The 24423-nt window shown below is 39.0% G+C and carries 24 protein-coding genes and 1 riboswitch; of the genes, 6 read left to right on the top strand and 18 right to left on the bottom strand.

Translation table 11 applies throughout. The features are described 5' to 3' along the window. Positions 1-12: 12 nt before the first annotated feature. The 11 genes from C8K15_RS03330 to C8K15_RS03280 form a co-directional block, all read right to left on the bottom strand. Complete coding sequence (locus C8K15_RS03330; RefSeq protein ID WP_108585005.1) at positions 13-2235, bottom strand: ribonucleoside-diphosphate reductase subunit alpha; 2223 nt, start codon at positions 2233-2235, stop codon at positions 13-15. A gap of 182 nt (positions 2236-2417) precedes the next feature. After that, a riboswitch (cobalamin riboswitch) is annotated at positions 2418-2596 on the bottom strand. 110 nt (positions 2597-2706) lie between these two features. Then, positions 2707-3162 carry a hypothetical protein gene (locus tag C8K15_RS03325; RefSeq protein WP_108585004.1) on the bottom strand — a complete coding sequence of 152 codons (456 nt, stop codon included), beginning with the start codon at positions 3160-3162 and terminating at the stop codon, positions 2707-2709. Continuing rightward, positions 3146-3883 (bottom strand): aminoglycoside adenylyltransferase domain-containing protein, encoded by a 738-nt coding sequence (locus C8K15_RS03320; RefSeq protein ID WP_146173633.1) that lies wholly within the window; start codon positions 3881-3883, stop codon positions 3146-3148. The genes C8K15_RS03325 and C8K15_RS03320 overlap by 17 nt, the downstream gene beginning before the upstream one ends. Before the next feature lie 378 nt (positions 3884-4261). Continuing rightward, positions 4262-5089: an undecaprenyl-diphosphate phosphatase gene (locus tag C8K15_RS03315; RefSeq protein ID WP_108585002.1), complete on the bottom strand. Its 828-nt coding sequence runs from the start codon at positions 5087-5089 to the stop codon at positions 4262-4264. Between the two features lie 9 nt (positions 5090-5098). Next, positions 5099-5710 carry a DedA family protein gene (locus tag C8K15_RS03310; protein WP_108585001.1) on the bottom strand — a complete coding sequence of 204 codons (612 nt, stop codon included), beginning with the start codon at positions 5708-5710 and terminating at the stop codon, positions 5099-5101. 67 nt (positions 5711-5777) lie between these two features. Further along, entirely contained in the window at positions 5778-6869 is a 1092-nt protein-coding gene (locus C8K15_RS03305) for a metallophosphoesterase (RefSeq protein WP_108585000.1), read from the bottom strand. Positions 6870-6873: 4 nt separating this feature from the next. Further along, positions 6874-8154 (bottom strand): DUF4139 domain-containing protein, encoded by a 1281-nt coding sequence (locus C8K15_RS03300; protein WP_108584999.1) that lies wholly within the window; start codon positions 8152-8154, stop codon positions 6874-6876. 156 nt (positions 8155-8310) lie between these two features. Continuing rightward, positions 8311-8862: a nucleotidyltransferase family protein gene (locus C8K15_RS03295; RefSeq protein ID WP_108585067.1), complete on the bottom strand. Its 552-nt coding sequence runs from the start codon at positions 8860-8862 to the stop codon at positions 8311-8313. 45 nt (positions 8863-8907) lie between these two features. After that, positions 8908-10056 carry an acyl-CoA dehydrogenase family protein gene (locus tag C8K15_RS03290; RefSeq protein ID WP_108584998.1) on the bottom strand — a complete coding sequence of 383 codons (1149 nt, stop codon included), beginning with the start codon at positions 10054-10056 and terminating at the stop codon, positions 8908-8910. Positions 10057-10068: 12 nt separating this feature from the next. Then, entirely contained in the window at positions 10069-10839 is a 771-nt protein-coding gene (locus C8K15_RS03285) for a 3-hydroxyacyl-CoA dehydrogenase (RefSeq protein ID WP_108584997.1), read from the bottom strand. Positions 10840-10841: 2 nt separating this feature from the next. Next, positions 10842-12005: a thiolase family protein gene (locus tag C8K15_RS03280; protein ID WP_108584996.1), complete on the bottom strand. Its 1164-nt coding sequence runs from the start codon at positions 12003-12005 to the stop codon at positions 10842-10844. 193 nt (positions 12006-12198) lie between these two features. Here C8K15_RS03280 and C8K15_RS03275 point away from each other — a divergent pair, with 193 nt between their 5' ends. The 5 genes from C8K15_RS03275 (at position 12199) to C8K15_RS03255 (ending at position 15688) form a co-directional block, all read left to right on the top strand. Next, entirely contained in the window at positions 12199-12555 is a 357-nt protein-coding gene (locus tag C8K15_RS03275) for a lmo0954 family membrane protein (protein ID WP_108584995.1), read from the top strand. Between the two features lie 13 nt (positions 12556-12568). After that, entirely contained in the window at positions 12569-13216 is a 648-nt protein-coding gene (locus C8K15_RS03270; protein ID WP_108584994.1) for a PspA/IM30 family protein, read from the top strand. 99 nt (positions 13217-13315) lie between these two features. Continuing rightward, positions 13316-14020: a cell wall-active antibiotics response protein LiaF gene (gene liaF, locus C8K15_RS03265; protein ID WP_108584993.1), complete on the top strand. Its 705-nt coding sequence runs from the start codon at positions 13316-13318 to the stop codon at positions 14018-14020. Next, the gene (locus C8K15_RS03260) at positions 14017-15075 is read left to right on the top strand and encodes a sensor histidine kinase (protein WP_108584992.1); all 1059 of its coding nucleotides are present in this window, start codon (positions 14017-14019) and stop codon (positions 15073-15075) included. Before liaF ends, C8K15_RS03260 begins: the two co-directional genes overlap by 4 nt. Then, positions 15050-15688, top strand: coding sequence for a response regulator transcription factor (locus C8K15_RS03255; RefSeq protein WP_108584991.1), 639 nt, complete (start codon positions 15050-15052; stop codon positions 15686-15688). Before C8K15_RS03260 ends, C8K15_RS03255 begins: the two co-directional genes overlap by 26 nt. An 82-nt stretch (positions 15689-15770) precedes the next feature. Here C8K15_RS03255 and C8K15_RS03250 read toward each other — a convergent pair whose 3' ends face one another. From C8K15_RS03250 to C8K15_RS03235, 4 genes are all read right to left on the bottom strand, one after another. Beyond that, complete coding sequence (locus C8K15_RS03250) at positions 15771-16238, bottom strand: DinB family protein (RefSeq protein ID WP_108584990.1); 468 nt, start codon at positions 16236-16238, stop codon at positions 15771-15773. Between the two features lie 113 nt (positions 16239-16351). Beyond that, positions 16352-16810 carry a plastocyanin/azurin family copper-binding protein gene (locus tag C8K15_RS03245; RefSeq protein ID WP_108584989.1) on the bottom strand — a complete coding sequence of 153 codons (459 nt, stop codon included), beginning with the start codon at positions 16808-16810 and terminating at the stop codon, positions 16352-16354. A gap of 747 nt (positions 16811-17557) precedes the next feature. Continuing rightward, complete coding sequence (locus C8K15_RS03240; RefSeq protein WP_199224053.1) at positions 17558-19321, bottom strand: mechanosensitive ion channel; 1764 nt, start codon at positions 19319-19321, stop codon at positions 17558-17560. 55 nt (positions 19322-19376) lie between these two features. After that, the gene (locus tag C8K15_RS03235) at positions 19377-20399 is read right to left on the bottom strand and encodes a potassium channel family protein (protein ID WP_108584988.1); all 1023 of its coding nucleotides are present in this window, start codon (positions 20397-20399) and stop codon (positions 19377-19379) included. Between the two features lie 95 nt (positions 20400-20494). Here C8K15_RS03235 and C8K15_RS03230 point away from each other — a divergent pair, with 95 nt between their 5' ends. Further along, the gene (locus C8K15_RS03230; protein WP_108584987.1) at positions 20495-21142 is read left to right on the top strand and encodes a CPBP family intramembrane glutamic endopeptidase; all 648 of its coding nucleotides are present in this window, start codon (positions 20495-20497) and stop codon (positions 21140-21142) included. A 124-nt stretch (positions 21143-21266) separates the two neighbouring features. Here the strand turns inward: C8K15_RS03230 and C8K15_RS03225 are convergent, their stop codons facing one another. The 3 genes from C8K15_RS03225 to C8K15_RS03220 are packed head-to-tail and all read right to left on the bottom strand — an operon-like array spanning position 21267 to position 24312. Then, positions 21267-23462, bottom strand: a complete 2196-nt coding sequence (locus C8K15_RS03225) for a sensor histidine kinase (RefSeq protein ID WP_108584986.1) — start codon at positions 23460-23462, stop codon at positions 21267-21269. Between the two features lie 3 nt (positions 23463-23465). Beyond that, on the bottom strand, positions 23466-23642 hold the full coding sequence (locus C8K15_RS20175) for a hypothetical protein (protein ID WP_158268250.1): 177 nt from the start codon (positions 23640-23642) through the stop codon (positions 23466-23468). Then, positions 23620-24312, bottom strand: a complete 693-nt coding sequence (locus tag C8K15_RS03220; RefSeq protein ID WP_108584985.1) for a response regulator transcription factor — start codon at positions 24310-24312, stop codon at positions 23620-23622. The genes C8K15_RS20175 and C8K15_RS03220 overlap by 23 nt, the downstream gene beginning before the upstream one ends. Between the last annotated feature and the right edge of the window lie 111 nt (positions 24313-24423).

Genomic DNA, 24423 nt, shown 5'->3' with positions numbered 1-24423 from the left:
CATGGTTCCCCCTTAGCTTGAGCAAGATTCACATTCCATTAATTCAATCGATGTTGAACGTACGTAGTATGTTGTCTTCAATCCCCTTGCCCACGCATCTAAATGTAAATCAAGCAATTCTTTCGCTTTGATTGTATTTTGGACATATAAATTCAACGATACCCCTTGGTCAATATGACGTTGACGAGCAGCGTTCTGTTTTAACGTCCAGTGTTGATCGATGAAATACGCTGATTTGTAGAACCAAGTAGTATCTTGATTTAAATCCGGCACGGTTACTGGAATTTTATAGTCTTTCTTTTCTTCTGAATAACTCTTTTGGAAAATAGGGTCAATACTAGCGGTGCTTCCTGCTAAAATCGAAGTAGATGAATTCGGTGCAACGGCCATTAAGTAGCCATTTCGCATCCCATTCATCGCTACTTCAAAGCGAAGTTCACGCCATTTTTTTGATATATAAGCCCGAGATTCGAAGTACTCACCATTTTGGAAACCTGAACCCTTAAATAATGGATACGGTCCTTTTTCCCTTGATAAATTCATCGATGCTTCGATGGTTAAATACGCTATTTCTTCGTATAATTCATCCGCAAACTCTACGGCTTCATCTGATTCCCAGCGGATAGATTTTAATGCTAATAAGTGATGCCAACCAAATGTGCCAAGACCGATTCCCCGGTATCTCGCGTTTGTCCGTTCAGCTTGCGGGACAGGAATCATATTCAAATCAATGACATTGTCGAGCATGCGAACTTGCACGGCGATCAGACGCTTTAAGACGCCAGCTGGCACTGCTTTCCCTAAGTTGATTGAAGACAAATTACAGACGACAAAATCACCAGGTTTACGGCGTGTCACAATGACATCATCTTCAATCGTAATCGACTCAAATTCCGTAGCACTCATGTTTTGAAAAATTTCTGTACATAAGTTACTGCTATAAATCATGCCTTCATGTTTATTTGTATTCATTCGATTCACTTCGTCACGGTAAAACATAAACGGGACACCCGTTTCAAGTTGACTGCGCATGATTCGTTTCATGATATCGATTGCCGGGACAACTTCTCTAGATAAACGATTGTCATCAACACAAGCTTGATATTTATCACGGAACGATCCCTTCCCCCGCTTTTCATCGTAGGAATCTTCTAGAGAATAACCCATCACGGTGCGGACTTCATGTGGATCAAATAGGGTCCATTCCTCCCGAGCTTGTACTTTCTCCATAAAAATATCTGGCAAGCTTACACCTGTAAAAATATCATGAGCACGCATTCTCTCATCCCCGTTATTTAATTTCAAATCCAAGAACGGTAAAATATCCTTGTGCCAAACATCTAAATAAACGGCAATCGCTCCTTGTCGCTGACCGAGTTGATCCACGCTAACAGCTGTATTGTTCAATTGTTTAATCCAAGGCATGACACCACTTGAAGCACCTTTAAATCCACGAATTGAGGAACCACGGCTACGCACTTTCCCCATGTAAATACCAATACCACCGCCATATTTTGATAATGTCGCAACATCCGTGTTGGAGTCATAAATTCCTTGCAAACTATCATCTACCGTATCAATAAAACAGCTTGATAACTGACCATGCGGCTTGCCTGCATTAGAAAGTGTTGGTGTTGCCACCGTCATATATAAATGACTCATCGCCCAATATGCTTCTTTCACTTTTTCTAAGCGATTCATTGATTCATTTTGCATTAATGTCATGGCGATGATGAGCCAGCGTTCTTGAGGAAGCTCAGCTGACGTTTTATCAAAATCTCTTGCCACGTAGCGGTCCATTAACGTTTTTAAGCCGATATATGTAAAAAGCGAGTCACGCTCTGGTTCAAGTATTTCACCTAGTGTTGTGATTTCTTCTTTTGTATAAGCTTGAAGAAGTCGAGCATCATATAGCCCTTTGTCAGCTAAACGAGTAAGAAGTTTATAAAAATCTGCGTAAACTTCATCAACTGAACAGCTTCGTAAAATGGCCATTTCGCTGTAAACTTGTACTAAATAAATACGTGCTGCTACGAATGTCCAAAATGGCTCCTCCTCGTCCAAATGGCTGAGAGATTCTAACACCATTGCTTGTGACCACTGTGCATCCGTGGCATTAGGATTTTTCTTCATCCACTTCTCATGTGCACGCAATAATGGTACTAACTGCTCTCTTGTAAACAATGTATATAACTGATCAATGTTATTTTCTTTTTTTGATAATACCTTTTGCATATGGTATTTTCCCCTTCCTAAAGCCCAATTTTATAAACACAAAAAAAACGATGAATCAGCCTTTTCGGCTGAGCCATCGCTCATGATATTAGAATGGAAAGGAGTTAAAGTGGTTAGCGAGAAAAATGAAATACCGCTCGCTACTGATAGCTCGCTTCCACTCCTCAACCCCCGAAGAAAGTGATGCTTAAGAAAAAATGGCAGGTCTCCTGGCTCGTGCATCAGCCTTCCATACGCCTTCCCGTGTCGTTACACAGTGGACTTTGTACAGTCGTTCGCACTTACAGTTGCGGGGACAGCTTCGGTATTTCACCGAATTCCCTATTAAACCATTACTGGTACCATTTTCTCGTTTACATACTATATATTGTGTTTTATTCAAATATAAATCTAACATATTGTGTTTTATTCAAATATAAATCTAACATATTGTGTTTTCTCATTCAATAGACGAATAGCCTTTGAATTCACTTAACCCTTATCAACACTCACTAATTCACTTAAAAAATATTTTTTATCTTGTTCTTTTGAGATCTTTTCCGCTGCTGTTTGTCCTCTTTCGATCCAAGTGTCCATAGACTCCGTGTTTCCTCGGCATTTTTCTGCACGAGCCACTGATTCATAAGCGAAAGCTAAATCAAAATCTCCAAATCCTTCAACTTCACATAGTTCAACGCCTGTAATGCCGTAAAAGAAAGCTACATCCCCTTGACCGAGAATGGCATGCACACGAGAGACTTGCCAATATCCTCTAGCTAAATTGAGTCTTGTGCCAACTTGGCGCCAATGATAAAGTGACGCGTATGCCTTCTCAAGCATTTGTGAATCCTCATCTCCGGTACGATCTTTTTTCTCGATTAAATCCCATGTTTCATTAAACAACTGCATGGCTATAGACCGGTGATTAATACTAATTGTCTCTTTCATTTTTTCCTTCCTCTTTTCTCAATTGTTTGCATTCGCTCAACATCCACGTGGCAAAGTGGACGATTTCATTACTACCTATGTAAATATCTTTCGCTGAACCGTTATATACAGCCAAACACTGTTCCACAATTGTTTTAAAATCTTCAGGTAGATTTCTTATTCCCCATTCTCCACCTTCTCTTTTCGATGCAACCTTTCCTTCTTTAAGGAAATACAAAACTCTACAGAGGTTAAGCGTAAAATAGACAGGGTTTTTAATTATGAGTTTTTGGGCGTCCTCAATATCATTAAAAATCGATTCAATATAATACCGCCGAGCTATCGGGGTAAAAACATTTTTTATCTCTCCACCACTTAAAGTCACACCTCGATGATACGTTACAACCATATGTCCAGCTAAATCCGGGTCATAAAATCCTTCACCACCGCAAACATAATTTTCATCTATTAAATAGTTAGGATGAAAATAATGCAGCTCAAAGGGTGTAGGATAAACAAAATCTTTTACATTCCTCTCTAACACGATACTCATTTCCAATTGATTCCGATTTCCTTGTGTTAAACTCAACAACCTTTTAATGATGATTTTTTTCGTATCGTTAGTCATTTCTGTTGAACAAATAACCAACATATCAACATCGCTTGTCACTGGATTAAAACACCCCATTGCTAAGGAACCATGTAAATAAACACCAACCAAATCATCATGTAATTCATCCACAAAGACCGTCGTAATATCATTCACATATGATTGTATATCCACTTACTCACCTTCTTTATCATCCTATTCGACAGTGAAAAGCTACCTTCCTGCAACCTCATTTACTTCTATGAGCGGTTTTGTGTCGACTACACGCGGATTTTTGTCGTCTATGATCGCTTTCGTGTCGACTATGAGCGGTTCTTTGATTTGCCATTTCTATGAGCGTTTATGTGTCGACTACGCGCGGATTTTTGTCGTCTATGATTGCTTTCGTGTCGACTATGAGCGGTTCTTTGTCGACTATACGTGATTTACCCGATTCTATTCACGAAACATAGAAAACTACATTTTTCCCACACAAAAAGCGGCCTCAATTTGAGACCGCCTTCGAATCACTTAGAAATAAATTATAACCGCTAGCACAGCAGCTAATACCAAACGATAAATCGCAAATGGCGTTAACTTCAAATATTCAACTAACTTCAAGAAGAACTTAATAGAAATGAGTGCGAAAACAAAAGCACTTATGAAACCAACAACATAAAACGATAGATCATCAGGCCTAATGTCTCCCCAGTTCTTTAATAATGACAAGAAACTAGCTCCGAACATAATTGGCACGGCCATAATAAACGTAAAATCTGCAGCCGTACGATGACTCATACCGAACAATACACCACCCGAAATGGTCGCCCCTGAACGAGAAAAACCTGGCCATAACGAGAAACATTGTACAAGCCCTACAGTGAAAGCTTGCTTATATGTAATTTGATCCAACGTTTGCGTTTTCGGTACTTTCGGTCCAAATTTATCGGCTGCAAGCATTAAGAAGGCTCCGATAACTAAGCCAATTAATACCGTTTTAACAGAGAATAAATTCTCATCGATAAAATCTTCAAACAATAAACCTAGCACACCCGCTGGAATTAAACCCACGATAACATGTGATAGTTTCAACTGGGATCCTGGCGTTACGTCTTTAATTTTGTAAAGTCCAACAAGACTAAATAATCGCTTCCAAAAAACCACGATAACTGCAAGAATCGATCCAAGCTGAATAAAAATTTTAAACGAGTTGGCTGAAGATTTCCCAAGAAACTCAGAAGTTTTTAACCACATATCATCAACAATAATTAAATGCCCAGTAGAAGAAACAGGAGCGAACTCCGTCATCCCTTCCACAAACCCTAGTAGTAACGCTTTCAGTAAATCAAATAGTTCCATAATATCTCCTTATGCTCTTTTTTTTCGGAATTGTAAATACCACCAAATCACGGCAAGTCCAGCAATGACAATCAATAAGTACACAATATTAGAATACACGTCCATAACGCCTACGATTGATTCCCAGTTATCGCCTACAGCCGCTCCAACTGTTACTAAAATCGTATTCCAAATAAGTGTTCCTAATGTTGTAAATAACAAAAATAATCCAAACTTCATATTCGCCATCCCGGCAGGAATCGAAATTAAGCTACGAATCAATGGAATCAAGCGGCAAAATAATACCGTCCAAATGCCATATTTATCAAACCAGCTATCTGCTTTGTAAATGTCTTTTCTCGTTAAACGTAAAACACGTCCATAACGATCCACGATTTTCTCCAAGCGTTTTACATCCACCATTCGACCGATTCCATAAAGAATCACAGCCCCTGCGACAGAACCTGCAGTCGAAATCAAAATAACACCCATTACGGTCATATCTGTTTTTGCCGTCATAGCTCCACCAAACGTCAAAATCACTTCTGACGGAATAGGTGGGAAAATATTTTCAAGCATAATAAGCAAGAATATACCTAAGTATCCGTACTGGCTCATTATATCGGTAATCCAGGTTTCCATGTCCAGCCTCCAACCAAAAAATTTTCTCTATGTTCTATCGTAACAATCTTACGCAACTTTTCCCAGTTTATTTCGTCGAAAACGTGACAGTAATCGACCAAAGCTCTGAACGAGAGCCTAATCGAAGCGGTGGCCCCCAAAATCCAAAACCCGATGACACAAAAGCGTGCATCAAACTCTTAAGTTTATACCCGTAATCAAGCTCGAATAAACGACGTGTAAACAAGTGATTTGGCCACATTTGTCCGCGGTGCGTATGCCCTGAAACATGCACATCTACACCTAGCTCGCTTGGTGTCTTTAAATCAAAAGGTGTATGATCCATTACGAACCAAGGTAGTTCACTCTTCTCTGGCTTCAAATTCGCCAAAGACTTTCGCTTGCCATTCGTGGCATCTTCCCTACCCGTTACATAGAACGCATTTTCAATGCAAATGGTTTCATCTAACAACATCTGGACGCCCGCTTCTCTCATTTCATCTACCAATAGCGGGATTTTCCGTCCATAATACTCATGATTGCCAACAACCCCATAAACGCCGTGAGTCGTTTTCAATTGCCTCATGACTGGAGACATCCCATCACTCACAAACCAAATCGGATCATCATCCACCAAATCCCCTGCAAGCAACACCACATCAGGCTTCTCTTTATTGGCCAAATTCACAAACCGTTGCAAATGCTTTTTGTTTGAAAGAAGGCCTAAGTGGAAATCAGAAGCTAGTACCAACTTTAAGTCGCGATGGGAACCAGAATCCTTGTTGATACGAATCGTTTTATGGCGAACAACTGGAGAAAACGCCATGTATGTTCCTGCTATAAAAATAAGTAAGAAGACAAAGGCCACCACATTTCCTACAATAAATATGGTTTGCTGAGATGGCCAAAGCAAATAAATAATTGAAGTTATTGGGAACAAAATCACACCGTACTGCATCACGATAAACCAATAAGATCCAATCATACTGAAATATTTCAATCCATGACTGAACTTTCCGATGATGTAACCAAATGCCAGTAGGAACCACAAAAAGCCAAACAATACTGGGTGAATAGGTAAGTTCCATGTTTGAAGCCACTGGTACGTGTTAAAGCCAAAATAATAAACAAGTAGTGTATAAATTGTAAGGATTAAAGTGCCTATGCTGATTCTTTTCATGTTTTTAATTCACCTTTACATCATGCTTTCGGTCATACCGAATGGTAAATGCCACTTTCACTTCAGATTTTGCTGGTACAGGGACAAAGATTTGTATATCGTCATCTTTCCGTTTCCAAGGGTGGGTTGATTCGACCACATCAAATATACCGTTACTTGTGCCGTGGTTGATGATCAGTTCAATCGGCTGATCTTTTTGATTGCGGATCAAGTATTCGACTTCCTCAAATTCATAGCCGTCTTTCTTGTATTCCGCAACGACTTCACTTTCCACCGTGATATCAAACGCTTCACCTGATTTAATGCGGACCAATTCACCCACTGCTGTATGTGGAATGAAATCTTCCCCGATAAATTCAGAAGACCCATCTTTCGGATTTTCTTTGTACAATTTGAATCTTCCTTTAGGAAGTGGGAAACCCAACCCGTTTGCCGCATCGTTTCGGAAAGTAAAGTACACCGTTGGATGGTCGCTATAGGCATCCACTTCATAGACCGTATGGAATTTGATTTGATAGGCAGAAAAGAGTTGAACTTGTTTTTGCTGACGATTCTTCAGTGTCAGTTTTTCAGGCAGGGTATATAAATAATAATCGGCAAAAGCTTGTCGTTCGGGTTCCATTGAATTTTGCTCGTATAGCGTCGTTTTTTGCATGCGACTTGATGCACGATTTACTTTACCCGCCATTAATTTCACTTTCGCTTCTTGATACGGTATGCCTGAGTTGTTGGTTAACGTGACCCACCCAGTCAAATCGAAATCATTTTCTCTGACTTGTGCCACATAATCTGCATCCCAACTAAGTCCACGCGTTAAATACGTTACACGCGTGTCTTCAGCAGTCTGCTCCTTGACGCGCCACACTAGTGTGGGTTTAAACGTTACTTCTTCCGAGCCATCTGGCAATCGAATCTCACCTTCTGCGTCGAGAACGATTTCCTGTGTCTGCATGTCTGCGAGAACCAGCCCATTTTGCGCACTTAACAAAAGATAGGCTTTTCCTTCGCCCGTTTTCTTATTGACGAGCCTGATTTCATGTCCAACATACTTTTCTAGTAACTTTAATCGATCCGCCAGGTCGTATTCATAGGTAAGCTCCGTGACTTTTAAACCTTTCACCTGCACTGAATTCGTTTCAATCAGTTGTGGAACGTCTAAATAATAAACGACGTGATCGTCTGAAAGTGGAGGAATTGAGCGGATTTCTTGAACTAGAGCAAACCCATCATTGTATACTGTCAGCGCTAAGTCTTTCGTCAAGCTGGCAGGCATATTGATCGGCATAAAAGGCCCCTCCTCGTTGTTTTTGGAAAGTATATCATGATATGCTGTAAATCTCCTTGCAATACGTTGTCTTAAAGTGTCAGCAATTTATGACTCTTTGAAACTTTCTTTTGTTGTAACAGAAAAAATCAAAAGCGACAGAAAAACCTCTGTCGCTTACCCAACTGTTACTTTTGCCCATGTCGTTGACCACTTTTTTTGTTTGATCCTGTCATGGTAAATTTGTGATTCTTCAAAAAAAGGAGTTGGACGAATTTTCATCGCGATTAAATCTTCAACTCCATAAGGGGCACATAACCGAAGTTTCCCTTTTTCATCCAAAGTGATTCCAATTGCAGTGGCGGTCTCTGGAAATTTTGAAATTCCATCTATAGATGACGTATAGGGTGCTACCTGATTCAAAGTATGCATCCTTGCTTGATTTTTAACGGACCAAGGGATTGTAGCGTCTACCTGATTTAATTTAATTTCGAATAATTTTTCATTTTGTTCGTCTAGATGATTCGAGTCAAAATAAATAACATCCACATCTGGTAGTATGGTTTTTCTGGAAAATCCATGCAACTCATCCCATACTTTTGCTCTGATAAAACCCGTACAAATCCACCAATCTGGTAAATCAAGTGTCGCCGTTTGTCGAATTACATCCATCATCCACTTATCTTTTGAAATAACTTCCACAATGTCTTGTTCAGTCAATAAGTTCATCATGTTCCTCGCTTCTTCCTAAACCCTGGTATAAGTAATTCGCACTTATAACCCCATTTTCTTCGCGACGATCACCTTCATGATTTCATTGCTTCCTGCGTAGATTGACGCGACTGGAATATCGCGGTAACGTCGGGCAATTTTATATTCTTCCATATAACCGTAGCCTCCGTGTAACTGCAGGCATTCTCCGGAAATTTTCTTCGCTGTCTCGGTTAACCAATATTTAGCCATTGATACTTTAGAGACAATTTCTTTTCCTGCTAAATGATCTTCAATTAACGATTCCAAGAACGAATGGCCAAGCTCGACTTCGGTGGTCATTTCCACTAGTTTGAATTGAGTGTTTTGAAACGATGCGATAGGTTTGCCAAATGCTTTGCGGGATTTCACATAATCCAGTGTCATTTCGACCATATCTTCAGAAGCTGTTTGAGCGGAAATTGCCACCATTAATCGCTCTTGCTGAAGTTTTTCCATCAAATACGTAAAACCCTTTCCTTCTTCACCAAGAAGATTTTTCACTGGCACTCTGCAATCTTCAAAGTACAATTCTGCCGTATCTTGAGCGTGCATCCCCAGTTTGTTCAGTTTGCGGCCACGTGTAAATCCTGGCATGCCTTCTTCAACGACCAATAGGCTAATGCCGCGATGCTTTGGTTCGATTTTTGTATCAGTTTTCACCACAACTAATATTAAATCTGCATTTATGCCATTAGTAATAAACGTTTTTGAACCATTAACAACATAATGATCTCCATCTTTTACAGCAGTAGTTTGAATCGCCGCTAAATCAGATCCAGCTCCTGGCTCTGTCATGGCAATGGCTGTAATATGGTCGCCAGTTACACACCCAGGTAACCAGCGTGATTTTTGTTCGTCCGTGCCATACGCTTCGAAGTAAGGAACTACTATATCATTGTGCAAGCCAACCCCAGTTAAGCTCGCTCCTACGCGTTCCAGTTCTTCGCCAATAATTACTGCGTAGCGGAAGTCAGTTTCTAGACCCCCGTAGGCTTCTTCAACTTGAGGACATAAATACCCCATTTCTCCAAGCTTTCTCCAAAAAGTTTTAGGAATCATGCGGTCTTCTTCCCACTGTTCATATTGTGGAACCGCTTCTTTTTCTAAGTACTTTCGAAGGGACTTGCGGAACATCACATGCTCATCTGTCTCAAATCGATACTTCCCCATCAAAATTCCTCCTTATTTTGGTTGCATTCTTATAGCGCCGTCTAACCGAATCACTTCGCCATTTAGCATGGGATTGATGACAATGCTCTCTACTAATTGCGCATATTCACTTGGTTTGCCTAAGCGATTGGGGAAAGGTACAGATTTTGCAAGTGCCGTGCGTGCTGGTTCTGGCAGTCCTTCAAACAGCGGTGTTTCAATAAGTCCAGGGGCAATCGCCATTACACGAATGCCGTCTCTCGCAAATTCACGGGCAATTGGTAAAGTCATTCCGACGACGCCACCTTTTGAAGCGCTGTATGCGACTTGACCAATTTGCCCTTCAAATGCTGCCACTGAAGCGGTATTAATAATGACCCCCCGCTCGCCCTCATCATTTGGTTCATTTTGTTGCATAGCTTGTGCGGCAATTCGTAGCACATTAAATGTGCCGATTAAGTTCACTTGAATGACTTGTTCAAATTGTTCGAGTGCTAGTGGTCCTTTTTGGGACACTACTTTTCCTGGTGTAGCAATCCCTGCGCAACTCACTAACATGTTTATTTTGCCAAAATGCTCAACTACCTGAGCTACGTTTTGTTCAACTTGTTGTGCATTCGTAACATTTGTTTGGAAGTAAATAACTTGCTCGTGACCTAGTTCTTCAACCAATGCTTCCCCACGCTGATCATTCAAATCAAAAATAGCGACTTTTCCACCTTTTTCTACAAGGTGACGAGTTGTAGCTTCTCCGAGTCCTGATGCGCCACCCGTTACTATAGCGATTACTTCAGATGTTTTCATGCTTAATCCTCCGATTCTTCTAATCTCTCAATAATCGTCGCGTTTGCCATACCCATGCCTTCACAAATCGCAAGGAGTCCATAGCGGCCTTTTGTTCGTTCTAGTTCATGTAACAATGTGACAAGCAGTTTCGTGCCTGAAGCGCCTAGTGGATGCCCAAGAGCAATAGCTCCACCATTGCGATTTAATTTTGCTGGATCAGCGCCTATGTCCTTTAACCAGGCAAGTGGCACCGGAGCGAATGCTTCATTAACTTCATAAACGTCCATATCTTCTATTGTTAATTGCGCTTTCTCCAACACTTTTTGAGTCGCTGCAATTGGACCAGTCAGCATTAATGTTGGATCTGACCCAACAACGACACGTGTATGAATGCGAGCACGTGGTGTTAATCCTAATTGTTGTGCTTTTTCATGTGACATTAATAGAACGGCTGAGGCTCCGTCACTCATTTGACTAGCATTGCCGGCCGTAATTCTTCCATTAGCATCAAATACGGTCTTTAATCCATTAAGTGTTTCTAACGTCGTTCCTGCTCGTGGACCTTCATCAATTGAAAACAGCTCAGTCGTTCCATCCTCTTTTGTCACTTCAATTGGCACGATTTCTTTTTCAAAGCGTCCTTCCGCGATTGCTTGGAAGGCACGTTCATGACTTTGAACAGAGAATGCATCCAATTCTTCACGAGATAAATCCCACTTTTCTGCAATTCGTTCAGCTGATAATCCTTGATTGATGATTTCATATTTTTCTAGTAATTTCTTGCTAGGTTTAGCATCGCCCATATTTGACATCATCGGCACACGTGTCATACTTTCAACGCCACCTGCAATCACGATATCCATATCTCCACAAGCAATTGCTTGTGCGGCAAAATGAACCGCTTGCTGACTAGACCCACATTGACGATCAATTGTGGTGCCTGGCACTTTTGTTGGAAACCCAGCAATGAGTGCGGCTGTTCTTGCAATATTTCCACCTTGTTCACCGACTTGTGAGACACATCCTAAAATAATATCTTCTACATCGCCTTTTTTAATGCCTACACGATCAATTAATTTTTCTAATACGGTTGCCGCCAATTCATCTGGGCGCGTATATGTTAACTTTCCTTTTCTTCTTCCTACTGCCGAACGTATTCCTTCTATAATCACGACTTCATTCATCGTTACACCTCATTTATCTAAATTGAATGAATATTCACTCACTCCTATTTTACAGAAGATTTCTTTAATTTTCTACCTTCATCTTAGAATTTTCTACGTCTTAGGTCTTAGTCAAAAATGCATTTCAAGACCGTTTGGCAATCTCAATCAAATTGGTACGATAAATGTACAAACTGAAAGGAGAAACAAACACATGAAAAAATTCGGATTAGTCTTCATTGGTGTCGTCGCAGGAATTGTAGCACTTGTAAATCTTGGCCCGTTACTTGGACTCGCTCTATCTGCATTACTTGTATTCGCAGGCATGCATTACTATTTAAAAGGAGGTTCCACTCTATCAAAAGTATTTTGGGTAGCAGTCGGAATTACCGGATTACTAACTGCAGTTGCAAATGTACCGGGTTTCTTCGGAATTATTGCAATCGCCGGTTTATGGTATGTCGTTCGAAAGTGGAAACAACAATCATTTGTACCATCTAATCAAGCAACAGCTTTTTCTTCAGACCCTTTCACAAACTTTGAAAAACAATGGCAAGAGCTAAACAAATAAGGAGGAAACATACATGACAACATTATGGAAACGATTTAAGTATGCATTCGAAGCAGATTTACACAACGTATTTGATAAAAAGGAACAAAAAAATCCCATTGCCATGTTAAACCAATATATTCGAGAAGCTGAAAAGCAAACAGAAAAAACAGGTACATGGATCGAAAGACAATCTCAACTAAAGATGCAGCTAGAAAAAGAACTTCAAGAAGCGCAAGAAATGCTAGTTAAACGAACTTCCCAATTGGAACTTGCACGCCAAACGGATGAAAGTGAATTAATTGAGTTTGCACAAGCAGAGGTTTCAGCCTATACCAATCGGACGGATGTACTCCAAGCTAGTATCTCTCGTACAACTGATGAGTTATTTGGGCTTGAACAGAAATATGAAGAGATGAAACATAAAGTAAAAGATATGAAAGTACGTCAACTTCAATTAATGGGCAAAGAGAATGTTACTCGAGCTCATCACCAAATGGACCGTATGCTACAACCTGAATCATCGAATAATGCTGAAAAACGTTTAGTGGCTTTTGAAGAAATGGAACAATATATTGATCGTCTTGGTCAACGTATCGAAAAAGAGCATGATGTGTCTTCGATGGAACGTCGTTTAGAGCAATTAGAAAAAAAAGAACAATCAATTCCTGAAATTGTGTAAAATATAAGGAAAAGCTTTAAGCAATAGAGAAATACGGAGGAGGCACTTGTCTTCTCCATTTTCTCACTTGAAACCTGTTTCGAAAAAGGAGGAATAGCTATGCAACGAATACCAACGGATCGCATTACATTTTGGCTATTATCTGCCTTGCTACTCGTTTTTGTAGAGGTAATGTTTTTTCATAATGGAAATGTGTTATTCGTTCTTTTTGGTGTCGGGTTAATTTATTTCAGTTTGCGAAGAAAAAACCGTTTATTCTTCTGGATCGGTGTAGGATTTTTAGGAGTTGCCTTGATTTCTATGTGGAGTCTTCGTTTATTTATTGTTGCAACCATGGTCTATATCTTAGTGCGTCTTTGGAAAGGCGACGAAACACAACAGATCATTGAACCATTTCTTGGGGACGAAACCGAAACGCCTAACGCACTCATTCAAAATAAACTTTTTTCCGTCCAAAGCACTCCTCTCCAAGCATATGAATGGCAGGATATCCACGTACAGGGTTTCTATGGAAACATTACTATTGATGCCACTCAAACGGTTTTACCAAAAGGGACTTCTCTTATATCCGTTAGACAAGGTATTGGGAAAATCCAAATTCACGTTCCGTATGAAATTCCAGTTCGCATTCATTACACAACACTCCTCGGTGATGCTCGACTCTTTGGTGCGAGTAAAAAACGTTTATGGAACCAATCGATTGTGCTAAAAGATGGCTATATCGAAGCACAAGGTAGCGCATCTTCCCAACTTATCATCGCAGTGTCTACCTGGCTTGGAGATGTTGAGGTGATTCGTAAATGAGCGGATTTATCGGGCGAAGTTTTATGTTATTTTCATTACTTGCCACTTTGATATTTTCATTATTGACCTTCCTCTTAGGATGGCCATCTTATGAGACATGGCTACCTTTATGGACATTTGAAGAAGCGAATTTGCCCATTGCCATTTGGTTAGCCATATCACTACTTGGAATTAGTATGGGCGTTGCCATATCATCCACACAACTGGCTAAGAAAAAAGAACGTGCAATTGATGCCTATTTACAATCTGTTTTGACTGCCGATAAACAAAGTAACGATATAAGCGTTCCTGCGGTTTCCACTAAGTTAAAGAAATTACTTAGCGAAGTAACCATGTTAATTGCGACTCAAAAGAAGAGTTTGCTAAAAATGTCAGACGAACGAGCTGAAGGCGAAGATAAACGAATTCAAGAACGCATCATACAAGAGCGTCAACGATTGGCACGCGAACTTCATGACTCAGTATCTCAACAATTATTTGCCGCTTCCATGTTGTTATCAGCTATTACTGAACAACAAGAAAGTGATAATCAAGAAATACCAAAACCATTGGCACAAGCAGAAAAAATCGTTCAACAAGCACAACTTGAAATGCGTGCACTGTTGCTTCATCTACGTCCGGCTGCACTTCACAATAAGTCATTAACACAAGGTCTCGAAGAATTACTATTCGAGTTGCAACAAAAAGTTCATTTCACTATTCGCTTTCGTTTAGAAGATGTTTCCCTTTCAAAAGGGGTTGAAGATCACTTATTCCGTATCGCACAAGAAACGTTATCTAATACGTTACGCCATGCCAATGCTAGTGAAGTTGATATTCTCTTTGTAGAACGTGACGGTCTTGCCATTTTCCGTGTTCAAGATAACGGGATTGGTTTTATGAAAGATGAAGGAAATGCTGGTTCTTACGGCTTACACCACATACAAGAACGAGCGATTGAAATGGGTGGAACAAGTAAAATTGTTTCAGTTCCATCACAAGGTACCATTGTAGAAGTTAAAGTTCCGGTTGAGAAAGGGGTCGAAGTAGATGATACGAATCGTTCTAGTGGATGATCATGAAATGGTCAGAATTGGTGTCTCTGCTTATTTGCAATCACAAGCTGATATGGAAGTTATCGGCGAAGCAGTAAATGGCAAAGAAGCAGTTGATTTAGTACTATCACTTCGCCCTGATATTGTGTTGATGGATATGGTCATGCCCATTATGAATGGTGCTGAAGCCACAAAAGAGATTATTTCACAGTGGCCAGAAGCAAAAATCATGATTGTTACAAGCTTTTTAGATGATGACAAAGTGTACCCTGCATTAGAAGCAGGTGCTGTCAGTTACGTTTTAAAAACATCTAATGCAAAACAACTTGCAAAGGCCATTCGCGAAACATTAGATGGTCAGACCGTACTGGAACCAGAAGTAACAAATAAAATGATGAAACGTATGCGCCAAGGAATAGATCGTCCTCTTCACGATGAGTTAACCGATCGCGAACAAGAAATATTACTGTTAATGGCTAAAGGGTATAGTAATCAAAACATTGCCGATGAATTATTTATCGCTTTGAAGACCGTGAAAACTCATGTAAGTAATGTATTATCTAAACTTGACGTGCAGGATCGCACACAAGCAGTGGTCTACGCCTTTCAACAAGGGTTAGTGCCAAAAAGTTAAGACCCTTACTCTACTCGCAAATAGCATTTAAAAGAGGAGTGAAGTAGACATTAGTATATGTCTACTTCACTCCTCTTTTTTATTATTCTCCTGCCGTTGCTTTATTCAATGAATAAATAATTCCAGCATGTATTCCTTCGTGCCAATTCAAAAATTGAATTACCGCATCAATTGTTGCCATTTGATGAACCGGACCAAGCGACATAACTTCTTCGAGCGGTTGGTCAAGTTTTCCTGATAAAATCTCTTCCACTCGTTTTGGTTGTTCTGCCAATGCTGCCAAAAGTTCTTCATTTGTTGGTGGTTCAACATTCCAATCTTCTGGCTTAGTACCGCCTTTAAACAGAGGAATCCATTCGGGATGGACTGGCTCATAGGTAGGAATACTTTTTTTAACAAACGATTCTAATGATACAAATATATGACCAACATTCCAGCGAATTGTGTTATTGAACCCTTCAGGTTGAATATCCCATTGAGCATCTTTCACTGATTGTAAACGACCTTGTGTATAAACTCGTGCAAATTTCATTTGACCTAATGTTGCCATATTCATCCACCTTTTCATTTCAGAATAAAATAAGCTTAGCTGAATCCTTTCGAAAAAGAAACAGATAAATAAAAAAGTTCAGGGACTTTCCCCCTGAACTCTAAATGACCTCCTTACTCAAATGCCACATTATGTTGTGCAGAATCTTGATCTGTCCACGTGATTACCGTTCCAGGAGCAACTGTTATGCTCTCTTCACTAAACGCATAGTCCGCTAAATCAAGTGCTACATCTCCAGAAGTAGTAGCGCCTTCTTCCACTATAACTTTCATTTTCATCACTGGATGTGGTTCACAATACACATTAAATTCTCCAGCCTCATTAAAAACAAAGCTAGTCATATCAGCTTTCGATAATAGCGGAGAAGCTTCTCCCTTTGCAGCTTCAGCTGCATCAGTCATAGGTTCTTCTTCTGTTGCTTCTTCCTCTACTACCTCTTCTTCCACAACTTCTTCTGATGTCTCCATCTCTTCTTCAACCGGCTCATTACCAGCAGGTTGTGCGTCTTCTTCTCCACAGGCAGCTAAAACTAGCATACCTCCAATAAGTAAAATACCTAATTTCTTGTTCATATAAATCCCTTCCTCTCGTCTATCGTTTCTAAGTAAACGAAAGAACTAATGGTGCTGCCGGTGGGACTGGCAGCCTTTTTTGTTGGATGGCTTTCTGGATAAAATCAGACGTAAAGCGTATTTTTTTACACGTGAAGCCCTTTTTTTCAGACGTCAACTCTCTTTTTTCAGACGTGGACCCCTAAAAGTCAGACTGAGCATCCGCTCACCCTTTAAAACAGATACTCGCCCACAGAAAAACCCGATTAGCGCTAGCGATCGGGGGCGTTCCGTTCTTGGAAGTTCTTGAATGGGCTGCCGGTTGGACTGGCAGCCTTTTTGTTAGATGGCTTTCTGGATAAAATCAGACGTAAAGCGTGTTTTTTTACATGTGAAGCCCTTTTTTTCAGACGTCAACTCTCTTTTTTCAGACGTGAACCCTAAAAGTCAGACTGAGAATCCGCTCACCCTTTAAAACAGATACTCGCCCACAGAAAAACCCGATTAGCGCTAGCGATCGGGTCTCATCAATTCTTGGGAAATCTTGAATGGTGCTGCCGGTGGGACTGGCAGCCTTTTTTGTTGGATGGCTTTCTGGATAAAATCAGACGTAAAGCGTATTTTTTTACACGTGAAGCCCTTTTTTTCAGACGTCAACTCTCTTTTTTCAGACGTGAACCCCTAAAAGTCAGACTGAGCGACGGCTCACCAACTTACGTCAAAAAAAGCAGCAACTCCGTTTTATTGGAGTTACTGCTTTTTTACTACTTATGGTCGAAATGGATCATCATTTGGTTTAGTGCTATTCCAATTGTCATGCGCATCTTTGTTGAATGAAGACCCTTCATTTGGAGGAGTCACATCATATGGATGTACTTCATCGGCAGCAGGTGTGTTGTAGCCTTCGTCTGCTGCTGCGACTTCATTTGCTTCATCCACATGAGCAGAAATGCCACGTAAACTTTGATCAGTTTCTTTATCAGTTTTAAATGATTCTTTTAGTGAATCTTTAATTGTTTCTTTTTCAGCTTTATAGTTTTCTTTAGAAACTTCAGCATTTTGTAAACTCTTTTCCATTTTGCTTAAGTAACGAGATGCATGTTCGCGTCCACCAAGTCCAAATGCTAGACCGAATGCTAATGCAACGCCACCTAAGATTAGGATAAAAGCAGAGTTAATGATTGAAGCTGCAATTCCTAATTGATCTAAAGCCATAAAGAATGCGAATGCAAGAATCGCATATTTTGCTACATAACGTAGTACATGAGGAGTGCCTGAAGAATGACTCATCACTCTACCTACTAATTGCTCAGCCATATTCGCTAACCAGAAACCAACTGCTAAAATAATAATGGCAGCGAGAACTGATGGCAAGTATGCAAATATTGCTGTTGCTAATGTCACCATAAATTCAAGTTCAAGTAGTTGCAAAGCTTCTACTACAAACAATAAGATTATGACAACTTGTACAACTGTTCCTAATAATGTTGCAAACGTTGGTGCTGAACCAGTTCCAGATTTGAAGCCCATTTTACCGAAAATAGAGTTGACACCCAGTTTTTCAAGTAAAGAAACAACTAAATCTTTCACCCATTTTGCTACTACGATACCAACTAAAACTAGAACAATAGCAATTGCGATTTTTGGTAACATCGCTAATATATCATTTAACATCCCTACTGCAGGATCTGAAATGCCATCTAAATCTAAGATTTCAAGTGCCGTAATTGATACTGGAATCATAATTAAGATAAAAGCGATGATTCCTACTACTTTCGAAAGGCTTGTCCCTTCAAAAAATGAAGAAATATTCAAACGATCTGCTAATCGATCTGCGCCTGCTGATTGTAAAAACTTTTCTAGTAAGTTACGAACTAGTTTCGCAACAAACCATCCAATAACAAATACAATCGCTGCAGATACTAACTTCGGTATAAAGTTAAAGAAGCTTGCTAACATTCCTTCAAACGGTCCACTTAATCCGTCAATTCCTAGCGCATTTAAAATTGCTGGGATAAATAACAAGAAAATAAGGTAATATGCAACGTTTGCTGCAGTATCCGTCCATTTTGCTTGGTCTGCAGGATTTGCATCCATTCCAGTCTTCTCAACATATTTGTTTAAGTTAAGTTTGTTGCCAGCCATCTGAATAACTTTTTTCACAACAGTTGCTAAAATCCATGCAAATAATAGAATTAATCCTGCTTTTAAAATGTTTAATACTGCACCTGTTAAACCCGAATACATAGATACAAAAGGTGTTGCCATTGTATTCAAGTTCAAAATATTAAAGAATAGAACAAAAGCTAGAATTAAGACAACAAAGAATAAGACTTTACTTATTATCTTTTCTACTGTCCATTTTTCATTTTTATTACCTAATCGCTCATTTACACGTGCTTTACGCAACAATTTGTACGTAAGGTTTTCTAAGAACTTTGCTACAAAAAATCCAATTAATAATACCAACAATGCTAGCAAAAGTTCTGGTAAAAATGAGAGAGTATCTCTCCAATAAAACTGATCCATCATAACGTAGCCTCCTTTGAAAATTCGTAATTATTTGTAATTACTCTACAATCTTCATTTACCCTTGGCATTTCTTTTTAAACGTTTCACTTACCTCTTTCTCTCCATAAATAATAAGGATATCCTGTTTTTGTAATTTTTCATCCGCAGAAGGATTGCTAATTAATTTTTCTCCACGGCGAATAGCTAGTACTGTAATTCCCATCTCAGAGCGAATGGCTGCTTCTTTTAATGTTTTCCCAACGAATGTACACGCATCTTGAAGTGTTACTTCCTCTAAAGATTGTTCTTTTTCTTTTGTATGAATAAGCAAATTAACTAAATCAGTACCTTCTGGTCGCAATACGGAACTCACTAATTCACGTCCTCCAATAGTAGAAGGGTTTACAACCCGACTAGCGCCTGCACGAAGTAATACTTCCTCTGAACCATCATTTTCTACTCGAGCTACCACTTCAATCTTTTCATTTAAAGCTTTTGCTTTAATTGTAATAAACACATTATCTGAGTCACTTGGCAATGTCGCAATTATACCTCTAGCCTTTTTGACATTCGCTTCTTTTAATACCCCGTCATTTAACGGGCTTCCAACAATACGCAGTGTGCCTTCTGGCAAAGATTCGACCATTTCTTCCTCAGAATCATGGATATAAACAACTTGAACATTCTCTTCTTTTAATTGTTCAAAAACTTGTCTACCAACTCTCCCCAAACCACAAACCACTATATGACCTTCCAAATGTTTAATAGTATGTTCCATTCGTTTATTCCACACCTTTACTGAAAGTTGATGTTCAATGAAATAAGAAGCAACTGCCCCCATGGCATATGTAACAACAGCCACACCAAGCGGGATAAGTATTAATGCAAAACTTCTTCCTGCGTCCGTTTCCGGCACTATATCACCATAACCTACTGTCATTAAGGAAATAATCGTTAAATAAAAAGCATCAAATAAACCTATATTTTCTAGTACCATAAAACCACTTGTAGCAATAATCACTAATATAATTAAACCAACGATAGCAAATAATATATGACGGAAACGCGTGCGTAAATCCATCCATTTAGATGTCTTCATTTAATCACCTACTCATTTTTATTCATCCTTCTTTTACTTACCCTTTTGGCATCCTTTTAACACGATTATCGTCCATTTAAATTGGAGGAAAAATCATGAAAAATTGGACAATACTATTTCCACTCGTATCCATCGCTCTCTTGCTTTGGATTGAACAAGTTCTAGAAGTACCATATTTATGGAAAACAGCAGCAAAAGCTCTCTTTTTTCTAGCTATCCCTTTGTTGTTTTTGAAGGTGAAAAAATTGGATTTTTTACATATGAGAAAAACACAAAAAATCAGCATCTTTATAGCAATAGTAATAGGTTTCGCAGTAATGATGACGATTCTAGGTGCTTTTATTTTTCTCAGAAGTTCCATCGATTTAAATTCTTTACAGGTGGATTTAGAAACGAGAGTTGGCGTCACCGCATTAGTATTCCCTATTGTCGCACTTTACATATTGATCGGTAATTCTTTTTTAGAGGAATTTTACTTTCGAGGATTGCTTATAGATTTTTTAAAAGAATCCAAGTTGAAATGGATTCTACCAAGTTTCTTTTTCGCGATTTATCACGTTGCGATTTTCCTCCCGTGGTTTGAGTGGCCCATATTAATCGTGGCTGTTGTAGGCCTCTTTATTGGTGGGTTGTTATTTCAATGGATAAATGAAGCAAGTGGAACCATCTATCCTTCATGGATCATACATATGTTTGCAGATATAGGGGTTCTTCTTATAGGGGTTTACATGTTTTATTTTTAAAGAACCACAGCTTGCGCGTACAATGGCGCAAGCTGATGTCTTTTCTTCTACTGATATCCATAAATTTATACTTTCTTATTGATTCAACTAAAAAACGTGAGGGAATCATTCCCCCACGTTCTTTTTAAATTGTTTGAATCGACACGGTTACTTTGAATAGATCCCCATCTACATCAATGCGCATGGAACCTCCATGTAAATCAACAATAGATTGGGAAATAGCTAGGCCCAAACCTGATCCTTCTGTATGACGCGAAGTATCCGCCCGTTTGAAACGTTCAAATAATTCATCCACATTTTCGCCGAGTTCATATCTCGTAACATTTTTGATAATAAAAAGAGCACAATCATCTTGTTCTTTTAGCGTTATATAGACGCGAGTTCCAGGTAACGTATATTTAATTGAATTTCCGATTAAATTATCTAGGACTCTCCACCACTTTTGACCATCTACATAAGCATATAAAGATTTAGTAGGAGGAGTAACGCGGAAATCTAATTTTGCACTTTGAATTTCTTCCTCATGCTCAGCCAAAGCTTGTTGCATCAATTGTGTTAAATCAACCTTTTGTTTATGGAGCTCCATATTGCCACTAGCCATTTTCGACACTTCGAATAAATCCTCGATTAATGTTTTAAGTCGTTGTGATTTCCGATCCAAAATCGACACATAAGATAGACGTTCTTCATCTGATAACTCCGGTTTTTTCAATAAATCCGTATAAGTGATGATGGATGTTAACGGTGTTCGTAAGTCATGACTAACATTCGTAATTAACTCGGTTTTTAAACGTTCACTTTTAGCTTGTTCAGACTGGGACATGCGCACTCCTTCTCGAAGTTTATTCAAATGTTTTGCATGATCTGCAAATACAGATTTCCCTCGAATCTCTACATCTCCAATTAATTGTCCTTGTGCCATTTGTTCAGTCGCGATGGCTAGCTTGTTGTAATTTGCCACGCGTTTTAACAAATTATAAATAACCGGTAGCACAACAATCACAAAAAGTGGTGCGTATACAAAGATAAGTGCTGGTGATACGATTACGCCTCCAATACCTAATCCTGCAAAAAAAACGACAAACAAAAGCATCACTAATTGGGTTCCTAGAGATCGGTTTAAAAAGACTTCCTGCATCATACCCATTAATTTTTGGGACATGCTATTTTCCCATAGTTTGTTGATTTCATTATTCCGGTAGTCTTTTAACAACCATATTAATTGAACGATTGTTAATGTTAAAAACACAATCATAAAGATAAATAATAGTCCTGTATTTACGATGTATTCACCAAGCAGATGATTGTAGTAGATGCCTTCAATGCTTCTGATTAGTGGATAATACGTATTGAGCAAGCCAAAAACAGTAACTAAAATGCCTACTACTCGCCATTCAAGTTTTAACTGTTTTATCCAGTTGGGAATAGGAATAGTAAGTACTTCTTTTTTTTTCGTTCTGTAAAGCCAAAAAGCTCCCGCTGCTGAAAATAATCCTAATATGCAAGTTGCAATAAAAAACCAATTGCTTTGTTCATAGGCACGCATTTCTACAAGTTGATCATTTGAAATCATGCTTTTTGGCAGGATAAATGTGCCGGTAAATTGAGATGACTCATCTCCCACCAATTCGTATACATTATGAATTGACAAAGCTTGTAATTCATCATTTTGCAATTCACTTAAATGTTGGTCTAATGAAGAGACGGTCAAATATCCTTCTTTCTGGTTAAAAATTTTCGTGTATGCTGCTTCTTCCTTAATATCTCCAAATACAAAACTTTCACCTGTCTCGACATTGGTCAAATTATAAGCCATTGATTTTTGAGTTATTTTTGCTTGTGAAACAGCATTTGAAATTTGTGCATCATATTTTCGCAACGCTTCTTTTTTTGCGGATAATATTTTCTCGCTTACACTATCATCATCCTCAAAGTTTTTCCGTATATCAGCGATTTTAGTGTCGCGGTCTTTTTCAAGTTCGGTCTTTAGAACGTCATCGCCATTACTGTCAGCATTATTAATCAATTCCTGGTATTGATCTTGAACAGATATGATTTGGTCTATTTGGGAACCATAATATTCACGGTATTGTTCTACTTCGTAAGGCTCGACTTGTAGATTTTTAATTTCTTCATCAACATCCAATCTACTTAATAAAACTGGTCCTATTTCTTGAATTTTATAATCAAAAGACTCCTGGAAGCTTCCAGATTCATAATAAGAGCCTCCAATGTAAGTTGGTCCAACTGAAACGAATGTGGTAACCGCAAATAAGATGATACTAATTAAAACAAAAAACACCCAAGCCATTTTCTTCATCGATTACGCACCTCCTTTTAATATTCGCGTCAATTGCACGATCGTTCGATTAGAATGAAATAAACCTTGTTCGAGAAGTTGTTGAATAAAAGAATAACAATACATGAGACTGAGCATCCCAATAGCGAGTGCGACAATGGATAACCAATGTGAAGCCTTACTTTTCGATTTTGTAGCCAATGCCCCAAACCACCTTTACATATCTCGGATTTTTAGGATCGGTTTCGATTTTTTCTCGAATTTTACGAATATGAACAGCAACGATATTTTCCGCGTTATATGCAGGTTCATTCCATACACGTTGATAAATGTCGCCAATTGAAAATACTCTGCCCGCATTTGTCATTAACAGTTCGGTAATTTTGTATTCAATCGGCGTTAATCTGACGGATTCCCCATCGAGTGTTACGTCTTTTGCTTCTATGTCTAGTGCAAGTCCATCTATTTGAATAATTGATTTCTGTTCTTTAATTGTTCCGAGGTGCACATAGCGACGCAATTGTGACTTCACTCTTGCCATTAGTTCCATAGGATGAAAGGGCTTCGTGACATAATCATCAGCCCCTACAGATAGACCATGTATTTTATCGGTGTCTTCGGCCTTAGCACTTAACATAATGATGGGAATGTTACGCTCTGAGCGAATCTTAAACGTCGCTTGAATTCCATCCATATTCGGCATCATAATATCGAGTAAGATCAAATGAACATCATTTGTCCCTAAAATAGTCAAAGCTTCTAAGCCATCAGAAGCTTTTAAAACACGATAACCTTCATTTTTCAAATAAATTTCTATGCCATCTCGAATGTCCTGATCGTCATCCGTAACGAGTACTGTAAATTGTGTCATCCGTTGCACCTCATCTCTACTTCTTATAATACAATTGTAACCACTAATTCTTAACAATCTGTTAGCATAAAAATGAAGATTTTCTTAAGAAATGTAGGCACTTCTTTTTTA

Origin of the sequence: Paenisporosarcina sp. OV554, assembly GCF_003058165.1 — a bacterium.
Taxonomy (GTDB): Bacteria; Bacillota; Bacilli; order Bacillales_A; family Planococcaceae; genus Paenisporosarcina.
Note: the sequence above shows the minus strand (reverse complement) of the source record. Positions and strands in the feature narration are given on the sequence as shown.

Coding starts and splice junctions, on each gene's coding strand:
- C8K15_RS03255 (WP_108584991.1), top strand. CDS start 15,050: ATGATACGAATCGTTCTAGTGGATGATCATGAAATGGTCAGAATTGGT.
- C8K15_RS03260 (WP_108584992.1), top strand. CDS start 14,017: ATGAGCGGATTTATCGGGCGAAGTTTTATGTTATTTTCATTACTTGCC.
- C8K15_RS03300 (WP_108584999.1), bottom strand. CDS start 8,154: ATGCCGATCAATATGCCTGCCAGCTTGACGAAAGACTTAGCGCTGACA.
- C8K15_RS03285 (WP_108584997.1), bottom strand. CDS start 10,839: ATGAAAACATCTGAAGTAATCGCTATAGTAACGGGTGGCGCATCAGGA.
- C8K15_RS03235 (WP_108584988.1), bottom strand. CDS start 20,399: ATGAAGACATCTAAATGGATGGATTTACGCACGCGTTTCCGTCATATA.
- C8K15_RS03225 (WP_108584986.1), bottom strand. CDS start 23,462: ATGAAGAAAATGGCTTGGGTGTTTTTTGTTTTAATTAGTATCATCTTA.
- C8K15_RS03240 (WP_199224053.1), bottom strand. CDS start 19,321: ATGATGGATCAGTTTTATTGGAGAGATACTCTCTCATTTTTACCAGAA.
- C8K15_RS03310 (WP_108585001.1), bottom strand. CDS start 5,710: ATGGAAACCTGGATTACCGATATAATGAGCCAGTACGGATACTTAGGT.
- C8K15_RS03290 (WP_108584998.1), bottom strand. CDS start 10,056: ATGGGGAAGTATCGATTTGAGACAGATGAGCATGTGATGTTCCGCAAG.
- C8K15_RS03230 (WP_108584987.1), top strand. CDS start 20,495: ATGAAAAATTGGACAATACTATTTCCACTCGTATCCATCGCTCTCTTG.
- C8K15_RS03305 (WP_108585000.1), bottom strand. CDS start 6,869: ATGAAAAGAATCAGCATAGGCACTTTAATCCTTACAATTTATACACTA.
- C8K15_RS03325 (WP_108585004.1), bottom strand. CDS start 3,162: ATGAAAGAGACAATTAGTATTAATCACCGGTCTATAGCCATGCAGTTG.
- C8K15_RS03295 (WP_108585067.1), bottom strand. CDS start 8,862: ATGAACTTATTGACTGAACAAGACATTGTGGAAGTTATTTCAAAAGAT.
- C8K15_RS03220 (WP_108584985.1), bottom strand. CDS start 24,312: ATGACACAATTTACAGTACTCGTTACGGATGACGATCAGGACATTCGA.
- C8K15_RS03250 (WP_108584990.1), bottom strand. CDS start 16,238: ATGGCAACATTAGGTCAAATGAAATTTGCACGAGTTTATACACAAGGT.
- C8K15_RS03315 (WP_108585002.1), bottom strand. CDS start 5,089: ATGGAACTATTTGATTTACTGAAAGCGTTACTACTAGGGTTTGTGGAA.
- C8K15_RS03245 (WP_108584989.1), bottom strand. CDS start 16,810: ATGAACAAGAAATTAGGTATTTTACTTATTGGAGGTATGCTAGTTTTA.
- C8K15_RS03330 (WP_108585005.1), bottom strand. CDS start 2,235: ATGCAAAAGGTATTATCAAAAAAAGAAAATAACATTGATCAGTTATAT.
- C8K15_RS03275 (WP_108584995.1), top strand. CDS start 12,199: ATGAAAAAATTCGGATTAGTCTTCATTGGTGTCGTCGCAGGAATTGTA.
- C8K15_RS03270 (WP_108584994.1), top strand. CDS start 12,569: ATGACAACATTATGGAAACGATTTAAGTATGCATTCGAAGCAGATTTA.
- C8K15_RS03280 (WP_108584996.1), bottom strand. CDS start 12,005: ATGAATGAAGTCGTGATTATAGAAGGAATACGTTCGGCAGTAGGAAGA.
- liaF (WP_108584993.1), top strand. CDS start 13,316: ATGCAACGAATACCAACGGATCGCATTACATTTTGGCTATTATCTGCC.